This is a genomic window from Methylomonas sp. LL1 (genome assembly GCF_015711015.1).
Classification (GTDB): domain Bacteria; phylum Pseudomonadota; class Gammaproteobacteria; order Methylococcales; family Methylomonadaceae; genus Methylomonas.
The window spans coordinates 913,618-927,591 of the sequence record NZ_CP064653.1; the positions used below are offsets into that span (position 1 = coordinate 913,618).

Annotated in this window: 11 protein-coding genes; all 11 read left to right on the plus strand. The window is 54.5% G+C overall.

The genetic code is table 11. The features are described from left to right. Positions 1–67 precede the first annotated feature (67 nt). The 11 genes from IVG45_RS04685 (at position 68) to IVG45_RS04735 (ending at position 13,973) form a co-directional block, all read left to right on the plus strand. A complete protein-coding gene (locus IVG45_RS04685; protein ID WP_196436724.1) occupies positions 68–568 on the plus strand; it encodes an OmpH family outer membrane protein in 501 nt (166 codons plus the stop codon). A gap of 95 nt (positions 569–663) precedes the next feature. Continuing rightward, positions 664–1,110: a 3-hydroxyacyl-ACP dehydratase FabZ gene (fabZ, locus tag IVG45_RS04690; RefSeq protein WP_196436725.1), complete on the plus strand. Its 447-nt coding sequence runs from the start codon at positions 664–666 to the stop codon at positions 1,108–1,110. Then, positions 1,111–1,881: an acyl-ACP--UDP-N-acetylglucosamine O-acyltransferase gene (gene lpxA, locus IVG45_RS04695; RefSeq protein WP_196436726.1), complete on the plus strand. Its 771-nt coding sequence runs from the start codon at positions 1,111–1,113 to the stop codon at positions 1,879–1,881. Then, entirely contained in the window at positions 1,856–2,446 is a 591-nt protein-coding gene (rnhB, locus tag IVG45_RS04700; protein ID WP_196436727.1) for a ribonuclease HII, read from the plus strand. The genes lpxA and rnhB overlap by 26 nt, the downstream gene beginning before the upstream one ends. 6 nt (positions 2,447–2,452) lie before the next feature. Then, positions 2,453–5,947 (plus strand): DNA polymerase III subunit alpha, encoded by a 3,495-nt coding sequence (dnaE, locus tag IVG45_RS04705; RefSeq protein ID WP_196436728.1) that lies wholly within the window; start codon positions 2,453–2,455, stop codon positions 5,945–5,947. 129 nt (positions 5,948–6,076) lie between these two features. Further along, positions 6,077–6,466 (plus strand): lipocalin family protein, encoded by a 390-nt coding sequence (locus tag IVG45_RS04710; protein WP_196436729.1) that lies wholly within the window; start codon positions 6,077–6,079, stop codon positions 6,464–6,466. Between the two features lie 547 nt (positions 6,467–7,013). Continuing rightward, entirely contained in the window at positions 7,014–8,198 is a 1,185-nt protein-coding gene (gene alaC / locus IVG45_RS04715; protein ID WP_196436730.1) for an alanine transaminase, read from the plus strand. Between the two features lie 36 nt (positions 8,199–8,234). Then, positions 8,235–9,545, plus strand: a complete 1,311-nt coding sequence (locus IVG45_RS04720; RefSeq protein ID WP_196436731.1) for a homoserine dehydrogenase — start codon at positions 8,235–8,237, stop codon at positions 9,543–9,545. A 3-nt stretch (positions 9,546–9,548) separates the two neighbouring features. After that, positions 9,549–10,643 carry a threonine synthase gene (gene thrC / locus IVG45_RS04725; RefSeq protein ID WP_196436732.1) on the plus strand — a complete coding sequence of 365 codons (1,095 nt, stop codon included), beginning with the start codon at positions 9,549–9,551 and terminating at the stop codon, positions 10,641–10,643. Positions 10,644–10,697: 54 nt separating this feature from the next. Then, complete coding sequence (gene recJ, locus IVG45_RS04730) at positions 10,698–12,443, plus strand: single-stranded-DNA-specific exonuclease RecJ (protein ID WP_196437924.1); 1,746 nt, start codon at positions 10,698–10,700, stop codon at positions 12,441–12,443. A 6-nt stretch (positions 12,444–12,449) separates the two neighbouring features. Beyond that, on the plus strand, positions 12,450–13,973 hold the full coding sequence (locus IVG45_RS04735) for an ArnT family glycosyltransferase (RefSeq protein WP_196436733.1): 1,524 nt from the start codon (positions 12,450–12,452) through the stop codon (positions 13,971–13,973). Position 13,974: the final 1 nt, after the last annotated feature.

A 13,974-nucleotide genomic window follows, 5' to 3' on the forward strand; every position in this document is an offset into this window, starting at 1 on the left:
CCTATAATTCAACATTGTGTTTTGTTCTAAATCCCTCAAAAAATCTAACCCGGAGATGGTTGTACTCATGAAAAGTAGAATTTCGTTGTTTTTAATGCTGATGTTGGTTGCCGGCGCGAGCCACGCTGAACTGAAAATCGGTTTTGTGAATGTGGCCAAAGTATTGGAAAAGGCGCCTCAGGCTGCAAATGCCAAATCCCGGTTGGAAACTGAATTTTCTCCTCGCGATAAAGCCCTGGTTTCCCAGCAAAAAGAAATCAAGAGCATGGAAGAAAAACTGGGTAGGGATTCCGCCGTGATGGGTGAAGAAGAACGCCGTAGATTGGAAAAGGACATTCTGGATAAGAAACGCGACGCGCAAAGAGCGCAACAGGAGTTCAGCGAAGACTTCAATATGCGCAGAAACGAAGAGTTGGGCAATTTGCAAAAACGTATCGTGGAAGCCGTCAGAGCCCTGGCCAAGGAAGAGTCTTTTGACTTGCTGTTGACCGATGGCGTGATTTACGCCAACGATCAAATCGACGTCACCAGCCGTGTTCAGCAAAAGCTGGAAACCTTGTCGCAATAAATTAAGCGCCGGCTCGCCGGCGTTGCCATGCATAATGCCGGATACCGCAACCGTTGCGGGCATCCGGCCGATCTTCTTACCTGCTTAAAATTTCAATGACAGGCAAACTCGATATATTACAAATCCAGGAACTCCTGCCTCATCGCTATCCCTTTCTCTTGGTTGACAGAGTCATCGAGTGCGAGCCGGGTGTGAAGCTGCTGGGTATCAAAAACGTCACTTTCAACGAGCCTTTTTTTCAGGGCCATTTCCCCAACAAGCCAATCATGCCCGGCGTGTTGATCATGGAAGCCCTGGCGCAAGCCACCGCCCTATTGACCGCGCAAAGCGATGCTAACCTAGGCAAAAAAGGCACGACGTATTTTCTGGCCGGTATCGACAATGCCCGTTTCAAAAGACAAGTCATTCCCGGCGATCAGTTACGCTTGGTAGTGACCTACCTTAAACATAAGCGCCATCTTTGGTCATTCGACTGTCGCGCCGAAGTCGATGGCGAACTGGCGGCCAGCGCGCAAATCATGTGCGCCGCGGTGGTGGACTAAATGATCGATCCACGCGCGGTGGTTCATATCAATGCCGAATTGGCCGATGACGTCAAGGTCGGCCCTTTTTCGGTGATTGGTCCGGATGTGCAGATCGACTCCGGAACCGAAATCGGCCCGCATGTAGTGATCAAGGGGCCGACCAGCATCGGTAAAGATAATGTCATTTATCAATTTACCTCGATAGGTGAAGATCCGCAGGATAAGAAATATGCCGATGAAATTACCAGGCTGGAAATAGGCGACCGAAACGTAATCCGCGAATTTTGTACCATGCATCGTGGTACCCAACAGGATCAGGGGGTGACGCTGATAGGCGACGACAACCTGTTCATGGCCTACACCCATGTTGCCCACGATTGCGTGATCGGTGATCATGTGATCATGGCTAATGGCGCCTCGATTGCCGGGCACGTACATCTCGGCGATCATGCGATACTCGGCGGTTTCACCTTGGTGCATCAATTTACCCAGATCGGCGAATACAGCTTTTCGGCGATGGGCAGTGCGATTACTCAGGATATTCCGCCCTATGTGATGGTGGGTGGCCGCCCGACGCGTCCGCACGGCATCAACTCGGTCGGTATGGAACGTAACGGCAAGTCACCCGAGGTGATTCGGCAAATCCGCCAGGCTTATAAGATTCTGTACAAAAACAATTTGCGCCTGGAAGACGCGATCGAAGAAATGGAAGGCATGGCCGGCGAAAGCAACGAGCTATCGAATATGGTCAGTTTTCTGCGTAATGTTACCCGCGGCATTCTCCGATAATCCCTCGCGCGTTGCCGGTATCGACGAGGTAGGGCGAGGTTGTATTGTCGGCCCCGTGGTCGCGGCGGCGGTGATTCTCGATCCGGCCAAGCCTATTACCGGCTTGACCGATTCGAAAAAACTCAGCGAAAAACGCCGTGCCGTACTGGCCGAACAGATCAGATGTTCGGCATTGGCCTGGGCGGTCGGCCGTGCCGAAGCCAGCGAAATTGACCGCATAAATATCCTGCAAGCCACCATGCTGGCCATGCAGCGGGCTTTCTCGCAATTACAGTACAAACCCGATTTCGTCAAGGTCGACGGTAACCGTCTACCTAATCTGGATTGCCCCGGCGAGGCCGTGGTTCAGGGCGATTTGCTGATAGCCGAAATCTCCGCCGCTTCCATTCTCGCCAAGGTCGCCCGCGACACCGAAATGGAGGTGTTGGATAGGCTTTATCCCGGCTATCAATTTTCGGTTCATAAAGGCTATCCCACCCAATTGCACTTACAGGCCTTGCATCAATTCGGCGTTACGCCCCAGCACCGGGCATCGTTTGCGCCGGTCAAAAAAATTCTCGCTTAGAACGTCATGCATCCGACTTTCGTCCATCTCAGGATCCATACCGAATTTTCATTGGTCGATGGTATCGTCAGGATCAAACCGCTGGTGAAAAAGCTGGCGGATTACGGCATGCCCGCCGCCGCGATCACCGAGCAGAGCAATATGTTCTCGCTTGTCAAGTTTTACAAGGCTGCCCAAGGCGCCGGCATCAAACCCTTGATGGGCGCCGACGTGCTGGTTTTCAACGATGACGAACCGGCGTCGCCCTTCCGGTTGACTCTGTTGGCCCGCAATAAACAGGGTTATGTGACGCTGACCGAATTGATTTCGCAAGGCTATCAGCTTGGACAGCATCAAGGTATTCCGATGTTGCGAAAGGAGTGGATTGCACAAAACCACGAGGGTCTGATTGTCTTGTCGGGGGCGATGGAGGGCGACATCGGCCAGGCTCTGCTGGCTGAAAACGCCGAACAAGCCAGACAGTGCGCAAAATTTTGGAACGAACTGTTTCCGCAATGCTTTTATTTGGAGCTGCAACGGGTCGGTAAAAGCGACGAGGAGCGCTACATCAAGCTGGCGGTCGATCTGGCCGCCGAGCTGGATTTGCCGGTGGTTGCCACCAATGACGTACGCTTTATCGGCAAAAACGATTTCGATGCTCACGAAGTCAGGGTTTGTATTCATCAAGGTCGGGTGTTGGACGACAGCCGCCGGCCGAAAAATTACACCGACCAGCAATATCTGCGTAGCGCCGAGGAAATGGCCGAGCTATTCGCCGACATTCCCGAAGCCCTGCAAAACAGCGTCGAAATCGCCAAACGCTGCAATGTCGAACTAACGCTGGGCAAAAACTACCTGCCGGATTTTCCCGTGCCGGAAGGCATGACGCTGGACGATTATTTCAAGCAAGCCTCGCGCGATGGCCTGGAACAACGTCTGCGGCAACATCCGCCGATAGGCAAGGGCAGCTTCGAAGAAAACCGCAAGGTCTACGACGAACGGCTGGAAATCGAGCTGAACGTGATCGTGCAGATGGGTTTTCCCGGCTACTTCATGATCGTCGCCGACTTCATTCAGTGGGCCAAAAACAACGATATTCCGGTAGGCCCCGGACGGGGGTCCGGTGCCGGCTCGCTGGTGGCCTATGCGTTGAAGATTACCGACCTCGATCCTATCGAATTCGATCTGCTGTTCGAGCGTTTCTTAAATCCGGAACGGGTATCGATGCCCGACTTCGATATCGACTTCTGCATGGATAGGCGCGACGAGGTGATCGACTACGTGGCGCGCCATTACGGCCGCGACCACGTGTCGCAGATCATCACCTACGGTTCGATGGCGGCCAAGGCGGTGATCCGCGATGTCGGCCGGGTGATGGGGCACGCTTACGGCTTTGTTGACCGTCTGGCCAAGTTGATTCCGTTCGAAATCGGCATGACGCTGGACAAGGCTCTGAAGGAAAGTCCCGAGCTGAAAGAGTTGTACGACGCCGAGGAAGAGGTCAAACAGTTGATCGACATGGCGCGCTCCTTGGAAGGTATCTCGCGCAACGCCGGTAAGCACGCCGGCGGCGTGGTGATTTCGCCGACCAAGTTGACCGACTTTTCGCCGCTCTATTGCGAGCAGGGTGGCGGCAACCTCGTCACCCAATTTGACAAGGACGACGTGGAAGCGGTCGGTCTGGTCAAATTCGACTTCTTGGGTTTAAGAACTCTGACCATCATCGATTGGGCGCTGCGGACCATCAACCGCCAGCGTGCGCAACGGGGTGAGCCGCCAGTCGACATCAGCCAGATCCCGCGCGACGATCTGCCGAGTTACGAGCTGCTAAAAAACGCCCAGACCACGGCGGTGTTCCAGCTCGAGTCCAGCGGCATGAAGGCGCTGATCAAGAAACTGAAACCCGACTGTTTCGACGACATCATTGCCTTGGTGGCGCTGTTTCGGCCCGGCCCCTTGGAATCGGGCATGGTCGACGACTACATCAACGTCAAGCACGGCGCCAAGGCCGAATACGCCCACCCCTTGCTGGAACCGATCCTGAAGCCGACCAATGGCGTTATTCTCTACCAGGAACAGGTGATGCAAATCGCCCGGGAATTGGCGATGTATACCTTGGGCGGTGCCGACATGCTGCGGCGGGCGATGGGTAAGAAAAAGCCGGAGGAAATGGCCAAGGAGCGGGAAAAATTCATGTCGGGCTCGGTGGCCAACCAGATCGACGCCGGCATCGCCACCTACGTTTTCGATTTGATGGAGAAGTTTGCCGGCTACGGTTTCAATAAATCGCACTCGGCCGCCTATGCGCTGGTGGCCTATCAGACCGCCTGGCTGAAGGCGCATTACCCGGCTGCCTTCATGGCGGCGGTGATGTCGTCGGACATGGACAACACCGACAAGGTGGTGGTGTTGATCGAGGAATGCCGGGAAATGAAGTTGCAAATCCGGCCGCCCGACATCAACCTATCCGATTTCCATTTTACCGTCAACGACCAGGGCCAGGTCGTTTACGGCATCGGTGCGATCAAGGGCGTCGGCGAAAACGCCATCGACGATTTGCTCAAAGAACGCAACGCCAACGGCCCTTATTCCGGCCTCTACGACTTGTGCAAGCGTGTCGATTTACGCAAGGTCAATCGCCGGGTGCTGGAAGCATTAATCAGGGCAGGGGCCTTGGATTCTATCGATCCCAACCGCGCCGCGCACTTGGCCGAACTGACCACCGCGCTGCGGGTCGCCGAGCAGCATGGCAAGATGGCGCTAGCCGGTCAGAATGACCTATTCGGGTTGGGCGTCGAGGTCGAGGCCAGCGAAAACGAAACCGAGGCCTATTCGACTGAAGTCGAGGCCTGGACCGAAAAAGAACGACTGGAAGCGGAAAAGTTGACGTTGGGCTTGTTCCTGACCGGTCACCCGATTGCCGAATATCTGCCGGAATTGAAGCATATCACCCACGGTACGCTGGGTGGCCTGGAAGTCGATGCCGGCCGCGCGCGGGGCAAGATGGAAGCTCGCGTCGCGGGTCTGATTGTCGACATGCGTACCCGTCAGACCAAACAGGGCAAGATGATGGGCTTCGCGACCCTGGATGACCGTACCGGACGTCTGGAAGTGGCGGCGTTCAGCGGTATTTTCGACAAATACCGCAACCTGTTGGCCAAGGACACCATCCTGGTTGCCGAAGGCTCGCTGGCAATGGACGACTTTAGCAACAGTTTGCGGATGACCGCCGAGAAGCTTTACAGCATCGAAGAGGCGCGAGAAATGTTCGCCCGCGGCATCGTCTTGACTTGGGATGCGGCGCAATGGCCGCCGCAACGTCGGTTTGTCGAGGAACTGCGCAGGATTGTTGAGCCTTTTTGCGGCGGTCAATGTCCGGTAACGATCGATTATTCAACCGGCACGGCCAAGACTAGCCTGCAATTGGGCGATAGCTGGCGGGTCCGGCCAAGCGACGAACTGCTGATTCGCCTGCGCAAGTTTTTATCGTCCGAGGCGGTGGTGGTTAAATATACCAACTGATTTAATGGGCGAGGCCATTGGTGAATACGATGCGGTTGCCGCGCCGTTGGTCGATCGGAGTCGAAGCCCGCGTTCGGGGCTGTGTTACAATCCCCCTTTCATTTGAAATGACTCAATAAGGCCTTCACCATGCAAATTCAAAAACTTCCCGTTATCGTCCTGATGCTGTTATCTTTTTCCGCGGCGGCGGAAGTTAAGTTAACTCAAGCCGATCTGTTGGGGACCTGGAGAATCGATAAAGAATCAGCCAACAGTGACGGCAGCAATGCCAGAAGCTCGAATACCACCTGGACCATTAAAAATGATGGAACCATAGAAGGCTTGACTCACGAATCCGACTCGCACGCCCGCGTCGACAATCTGCGAGCAGTATTAAACTATTCGGTTGAAGACGGCAAATTAGTCAAACAAGCGGCCCCGGGCCGTTCCAAAATGGAAGCCTGCGAGGCTATCGAAAAAAGCGGCAATCAAATGGTGTTAAAGTGCCAAACGGTTTATTTTTTCATGACCAAAAAATAATCGGCGATTCAGTCTGGAACATCCCAGGCGAAAATGGGCTTCGTACCGCCCTGGTAGGTGTCTAATTCGAAGGCAGGATTCCGTCAAAAATAAGTTCCCGATATCTGATGGTCTTGTAGGGGCGAATACATTCGCCCCTACAATGAATTCAAGGAATTATTTCCAACCAAATCCTTAGCCTAAGCATCTTGCCAGTCAGGAAAACTTAACAGTCAGTTAGAATGGCTTGGTGCTCAAGCAAATAAATCGGTTGTGCAGAGATAGTCCGATCACCTTGATCGTGAAACGCTGTTTGGCTATTTCTGCATACGAAGTGTAGTCGGTGCATGCCGCCGTCCGGATCGAACTTTTTGATTCAGGAGGTCTGTTGAATTGCAATCCGTGCTTCATCATCTTCGTGCAGCGTTCGAAATAGTGGGGCTGGTTATTATGAACCGGTCCCGTGGCAGGCAGCGAATAGTTACAAATTGACAATGTTCTGTAACAACAGTACCTTAGCCGGCCTTGCTTACAAGTTGTCTTCAAACCCGAATCTCAAGAGTCATTAATGGAAGAATTTCATCGCATCAGTCGTCTCCCTCCTTACGTTTTTAATATCGTCAACGAACTGAAAGCCAAGGCGCGTGCCGAGGGCGAGGATATTATCGACTTCGGCATGGGCAACCCCGATCAGCCGACCCCTAAGCATATTCTGGATAAAATGCTGGAAGTTGCCCAGCGCGACGATACCCACCGTTATTCCGTTTCCAAGGGTATCCCCCGTTTACGCAAGGCCATTTGCGGCTGGTATAAAAATCGTTTCGATGTCGATCTGGATTTCAACACCGAAGCCATCGTTACCATAGGCTCGAAAGAAGGTTTGTCGCATCTGGCGCTGGCGACCTTGGGACCTGGCGACGTAGTGTTGGTACCGAATCCGGCCTATCCGATCCATCCTTACGGTGTGGTGATAGCTGGCGCCGATATACGCCACGTGCCGCTGACGCCCGGTACCGATTTCTTCGAGGAATTGCGCAAGGGCATCGCCGAGTGTTGGCCCAAGCCGAAAATGTTGATCCTGAACTTTCCGGGCAATCCTACTTGCCAGTGCGTGGAGCTGGATTTCTTCGAGAAAGTGGTGGCGATCTGTAAGGAACACAATATCTGGATCGTGCATGACATCGCCTACGCCGACATCGTATTCGACGGTTATGTCGCGCCGTCGATTTTGCAGGTGGAAGGTGCCAAGGACATCGCGGTCGAATTTTTCTCGCTGTCCAAAAGTTACAACATGCCGGGCTGGCGTGTCGGATTCATGTGCGGCAATCCGACCTTGGTCGCCGCGTTGACCCGGATCAAGTCCTATATGGATTACGGCACCTTCACCCCGATTCAAGTAGCGGCGATCACCGCGCTGGAAGGTCCGCAGGATTGCGTCAAGGAAATTTGCGAAATGTACCGGGTGCGCCGCGATGTATTGTGCGACGGCCTGAATGCGATGGGCTGGCACGTGGAAAAACCCAAGGCGACCATGTTCGTTTGGGCCAAGATTCCGGAAGCCTACCGCGAGATGGGTTCGATCGAATTCGCCAAAAAACTGATCATCGATGCCAAGGTGGCGGTTTCGCCGGGGGTTGGTTTTGGTCAGCATGGCGACGACCATATTCGTTTCAGTTTGATCGAAAACGAACATAGGACCCGGCAAGCCTTGCGCAGCATCCGTAATATGCTGAAGAAGGACAACGTAGTATAATCCGCGCCATTTTGGGTTTAACGCTAGGAGTCAGGTTTGAAGCCGGTAAAAGTAGGGGTTTTGGGATTGGGGACTGTCGGTGGCGGCACCGTCAACGTACTAACAAGGAATGCCGAGGAAATCGCGCGCCGGGCGGGACGAGAAATTGTGGTTAGTCGAGCCTCCGCGCGTCATCTGGCTCAGAAACGGATTTGCGATACCCAGGGTATTGCGCTGACCGCCGATCCGTTCGAAATCGTCAACGATCCCGATATCGATGTCGTGGTCGAATTGATCGGCGGCTATGACATGGCCAAACAACTGGTGTTGTCCGCCATCGCCAACGGCAAGCACGTGGTCACCGCCAACAAAGCCCTGATTGCCCTGCACGGCAACGAAATCTTCGCCGAGGCCAGCAAGAAGGGGGTGATGGTGATGTTCGAGGCGGCGGTGGCCGGCGGTATACCGATCATCAAGGCCATTCGCGAAGGTCTGGCCGGCAATCGTATCAAATGGCTGGCGGGCATTATCAACGGCACCGGCAACTACATTCTGACCGAAATGCGCGACAAGGGCCGCGACTTTGCCGACGTATTGGCCGAGGCGCAAGCCTTGGGTTATGCGGAAGCAGATCCGACTTTCGACGTCGAGGGCATAGACGCCGGTCATAAGCTGACTATCCTGGCCTCTATTGCTTTCGGGATTCCGTTGCAGTTCGACAAGGTCTTCACCGAAGGCATCACCAAGATCACCCGGCTGGACGTCGAATACGCCGAAGCCCTGGGCTATCGAATCAAGAATCTGGGCATCGCCCGCAAAACCGAGGATGGTATCGAGCTACGCGTGCATCCGACCTTGATTCCGAAACGCAGGTTGATCGCCAATGTCGACGGCGTGATGAATGCGGTGCTGGTCTGCGGCGACGCAGTCGGCCCGACTTTGTATTACGGCGCCGGCGCCGGCGCCGAGCCTACCGCTTCGGCCGTGGTGGCCGATTTGGTCGATGTGGTGCGGGCAATGACCAGCGACCCGGAAAACCGGGTTCCGCATCTGGCCTTCCAGCCCGACGCTATCGCCGACATTCCGGTATTGCCGGCCGATGCGATCAAAACCGCGTACTACCTGCGTTTGACCGCCGAAGACAAACCCGGCGTACTGGCCGACGTGACCCGAATTTTGGCGGCCCACACTATCAGCATTGAGGCTCTAATTCAAAAAGAGCCTCCGCAAGGCGAAACTTCGGTACCCATCATTCTGTTGACGCAACAGACCTTGGAAAAAGAAATGAACGCGGCGATTGCGGAAATCGAGGCCCTGGCAACGGTCAGCGGCAAAGTTGCGCGCATTCGCTTGGAAACCTTAGGATAAAACATGGCAACAAACACACGCTACACGGGACTTATCGAACATTATCGCGACCGCTTGCCGGTGTCCGGCACGACGCGCCTGATTAGTCTGGGCGAAGGCAACACGCCGCTGATTCAATTGCAAAACATTCCGCGCCTGATCGGCAAGAACGTCGACATTTACGTTAAATTCGAAGGCTTGAATCCGACCGGTTCTTTTAAAGATCGGGGGATGACAATGGCTGTGACCAAAGCCGTGGAAGAAGGCAGTCAAGCCATCATCTGCGCTTCGACCGGCAACACCTCGGCATCGGCCGCCGCTTACGCGGTTCGCGCCGGCATTAAAGCCTTCGTGTTGATTCCGGAAGGCAAGATCGCACTGGGCAAACTGGCGCAAACCCTGATGTATGGCGCGAAAATCATTCAAATTAACGGCAATTTCGATGCCGGCATGGGCATCGTCAAGCAAATTGCCGATCATGCGCCGGTCACCATCGTCAACTCGATCAACCCCTTCCGTCTCGAAGGCCAGAAAACCGCCGCATTCGAAATCGTCGACGAACTCGGCGACGCGCCGGATTACCATTGTTTACCGGTGGGTAACGCCGGCAACATCAGCGCTTACTGGAAAGGTTATAGCGAATATGCCCGCGACAGTGAAGCGCACAAAGCCGTGACCGACAAACGTCCGGTGATGTGCGGTTATCAAGCGGCCGGCGCCGCGCCATTTGTGGCCGGCAAAATGATAGACCATCCGGAAACGGTGGCCACAGCGATCCGCATCGGCCATCCGCAATCCTGGGATTTGGCTTGGAATGCGCAAAAAGAATCCGGCGGCTGGTTCGATTCACAAACCGACCAGCAAATTTTGGCCGCGCAAAAAATGCTGTCGGCCTACGAAGGCATATTCTGCGAACCGGCTTCCGCCGCTTCCCTGGCCGGCGCCTTGCAGGATATCGGTTCCGGTAAAATTCCCGAAGGCAGCCGTATCGTTTGTACCCTGACCGGCAACGGCATCAAGGATCCGGATACCGCGATCAGTCAATGCAAGGATGCGCATCCGGTGACTATCGAAGCCACATTGGATGCGGTTAAGAAAGCGATTCTGGATAATATGTAATCACCCTGATGAGTATTCAAAAGCCGGCTGTTGCCGGCTTTTTTATTTCCTGATATGTATCTGCAAGGCGTCAAAAAAAATATAGTCCAGCGGCCGCAAGCCGTCGGCAAGGTTCAACTCGGCGACATTGATCCGGTGCTGCAACGCATTTTCAGTAGTCGCGGTATCCAACAGGCCGACGAACTGGAGCGGACTCTGTCGACATTGCCATCACCTTGGCTGCTCGGCGGTATGCAAGTCATGGTCGAACATTTGATCACGGCCCTCAAACAGCAACAAGCCTTGACGGTGGTGGCCGACTTCGATGCCGATGGCGCCACGAGTTGCGCTCTGGCGATCAAGGGCTTGGCATTGCTGGGATTCAAGTGCCTGAATTTTGTGGTCCCAAATCGCTTCGAATACGGCTATGGCCTGACGCCGGAAATCGTCGAATGGGTTAAGCGGCAAGGCCCGGACCTGATTCTGACGGTCGACAATGGCATTTCCAGCGTGGAGGGTGTCAGGGTGGCCAAGGCCGCCGGGATTAAAGTGCTGATCACCGATCACCATTTGCCGGGCCAGCAGTTGCCCGAGGCCGACGCTATCGTCAACCCCAATCTGCCCGAGGACAAGTTTCCCAGCCGCAATATTGCCGGCGTCGGTGTGATGTTTTATGTGCTGATGGCCTTGCGGATACGGCTACGGGAATTGCACTGGTTCGAACAAAACCGGATTCCCGAACCCAATCTGGCCCAGTTGCTGGATTATGTGGCGCTGGGTACGGTGGCCGACGTGGTTGCATTGGATCGAGTCAACCGCGCCTTGGTGCATCAGGGCTTGCTGCGTATCCGGTCCGGGCAGTGCCAAGCCGGGATCAAGGCCTTGGTCGAAGTCTCCGGTCGCTCGTTGCCGAATATTCACGCGGCCGATCTGGGTTTTGCGATTGCGCCGCGATTGAATGCGGCCGGCCGGATGGATGATATGTCGCTGGGTATCCAGTGTCTGTTGACCGAGGATGCCGGATTGGCGCGGGATATCGCCGAGCAATTAGATGCCTTGAACCAGGATAGAAAGGAAGTCGAAGGCCAGATGAAAAACGAGGCCATGGCATTGCTGGCCGAGATGAAGGCGCTGGATGAAAAACACGTGCCGGCCGGTGTCTGTCTCTACGACGCCAATTGGCATCAGGGTGTGATAGGCATTCTGGCGTCGCGAATCAAGGATAGGTTGCACCGGCCGGTGATAGCTTTTGCCCCGGCCGATAAGGCCGAACTGAAAGGCTCGGCCCGTTCCATTCAGGGCGTACATATTCGCGATGTATTGAGCGATATTGCCGCCGCTCATCCGCAGATACTCAGTAAGTTCGGCGGCCATGCAATGGCGGCCGGGCTCAGCATCAAATTGCACGATTATCCGCATTTTGCCTTGTTGTTCGCCGATGCGGTGGCGGCCAAGCTGAGCCAGGCCGATCTGGAGCAAAAAGCCTGGTCCGATGGCCAACTGGATATGCAACACCTGACTCTGGCATTCGCCGAGCAATTACAGCAGGCGGCCATTTGGGGGCAAGCCTTTCCGGAGCCGGCTTTTGACGGTGTTTTTGATGTATATCAGTGCCGCATCGTCGGAAAGCAGCATCTCAAATTCGTGTTAAAGCCGCCGTTCAGTGATTTGTTGATAGACGCGATCGCGTTTTTTGCCGACAAGCCGGAAAATTGGCTGGGTTGCCGCAAGGTTAATGCCGTCTATAAACTGGATATCAATGAATACCGGGGTCAGCGCAGTCTGCAATTGCAATTGCATTATCTGGAAAAAGTGGAGTAGCGATCGATGTTTGAAAAATCCTTGCGCTGGATCGACGAGCACCTTATCGGCTTGTTGTTGACACTGGCGCTGTTGCGTGGCGGTTTTTTGCTGGCCAATGGGCTGGACTTGATCGGCGACGAAAGTTATTACTGGGATTGGTCGCGCCAGCCCGATTGGTGTTATTACAGCAAACCGCCGATGGTGGCTTGGCTGATAGGGGCTTTTACTTGGCTGTTCGGCGGCTATACCGTTGTCGTGCGATTACCGGCCGTGGTGCTGGGCACTGTTTTTCTGGGCTATTTTCACGCCACCGCCAAAGCGTTTTACGGTTCGCGCGCGGCCGCACTGGCTTTGTTGCTGATATTGGCAACGCCAATCAACGTGTTGGCCAATTTTTTGATGACCATCGATCCGCCCTTGTACTGCTTCTGGGTGATGGCGCTGTATTATTTGCGCAGGGCTTTATTCGATCATCAGCCGCGCGCCTGGTTATGGGCCGGTTGCGCCAGTGCCGCGGCTTTATTGACTAAGCAGGCGGCTTTGGCGCTGCCCTTGATGTTGCTGGTTTTTTTGGCTTGCGACCGGCAACGCCGTGCTTATCTGAAGCGCGAGTATTGGCTATACCTGTTGCCGATGCTGGCGGCGGCGCTGCCGATTTTACTGTGGAATCAGCAACATGACTGGGTCATGTTCGGACACAGCAAGGGCCATTTCGGCAATCATGAAGCGGTCGGCTTGGCTAAACATATCGCGCATGCCAGGGATTTTCTGCTCTATCAATTGTTGCTGTTGTCGCCGGTCATTTTTGTGATGGTGCTGGTTACCAGTTTGAAGGCTGCGGCGGGTTTCAAGCGTTTGAGCGCGGAACGGCAGTTCTTGTGGCTGATGGGGCCGGCCTTGCTGTTGGGCGTGTTATTGTTGAGCTTTCTGCAAAAAACCCAAGGCAACTGGCCGATGCCGTTTTATATCAGCGGCTTGATTTTGTTAGCCGGCTACTGGGTCGAGGGGGCTTGGCGTAGGAGCCTAAAGTTCGGTTTGGCGCTGGGTTATACGATGGTGGCGATGACTTATGTGCTGCCGCTGCTGTTGCAGGCCTTGAATCTACAGGATAGTGCCTTCGATCCGACCAAACGCTTCAAGAGTTGGCAAGAATTGGCGGTAAATATTCACTTCGAACGCCTGATTAGCCAGCCCAAGCTTGATGATAGCTTCGTCGTGGCGCTGGGGCATCGCTATTTGGCCAGCCAACTGGCGTTTTATTTGCCCGATCATCCCAAGGTATTCCGGTTCGAGGAATCCGGACAGGTCATCAGTCAGTATGAGGTCTGGCCGGGACCGCGGGCGGCCTATGCCGGCAAAAATGCCTTCATAATCGGCGAGACAGCGGAAGAAAATGTGCCTGCGTCGCTGAAAGCGGCGTTTCAGCGCTTTGTGTTTTTGGCTGAAATCGCCAATCCCAACAACCCGAAGTCGCCCTATTTTCTCTATTTAGGTGAAAACCTGAAGGCTTGGCCCGAAGCCGCCAAGCAATTATCCATAAAGGAATGAG

Bases quoted from the DNA above. Each gene is read 5' to 3' on its own strand.
- fabZ (WP_196436725.1), top strand. From the start codon at position 664: ATGACAGGCAAACTCGATATATTACAAATCCAGGAACTCCTGCCTCAT.
- alaC (WP_196436730.1), top strand. From the start codon at position 7,014: ATGGAAGAATTTCATCGCATCAGTCGTCTCCCTCCTTACGTTTTTAAT.
- IVG45_RS04735 (WP_196436733.1), top strand. From the start codon at position 12,450: ATGTTTGAAAAATCCTTGCGCTGGATCGACGAGCACCTTATCGGCTTG.
- IVG45_RS04685 (WP_196436724.1), top strand. From the start codon at position 68: ATGAAAAGTAGAATTTCGTTGTTTTTAATGCTGATGTTGGTTGCCGGC.
- thrC (WP_196436732.1), top strand. From the start codon at position 9,549: ATGGCAACAAACACACGCTACACGGGACTTATCGAACATTATCGCGAC.
- dnaE (WP_196436728.1), top strand. From the start codon at position 2,453: ATGCATCCGACTTTCGTCCATCTCAGGATCCATACCGAATTTTCATTG.
- recJ (WP_196437924.1), top strand. From the start codon at position 10,698: ATGTATCTGCAAGGCGTCAAAAAAAATATAGTCCAGCGGCCGCAAGCC.
- rnhB (WP_196436727.1), top strand. From the start codon at position 1,856: ATGTTACCCGCGGCATTCTCCGATAATCCCTCGCGCGTTGCCGGTATC.
- IVG45_RS04710 (WP_196436729.1), top strand. From the start codon at position 6,077: ATGCAAATTCAAAAACTTCCCGTTATCGTCCTGATGCTGTTATCTTTT.
- lpxA (WP_196436726.1), top strand. From the start codon at position 1,111: ATGATCGATCCACGCGCGGTGGTTCATATCAATGCCGAATTGGCCGAT.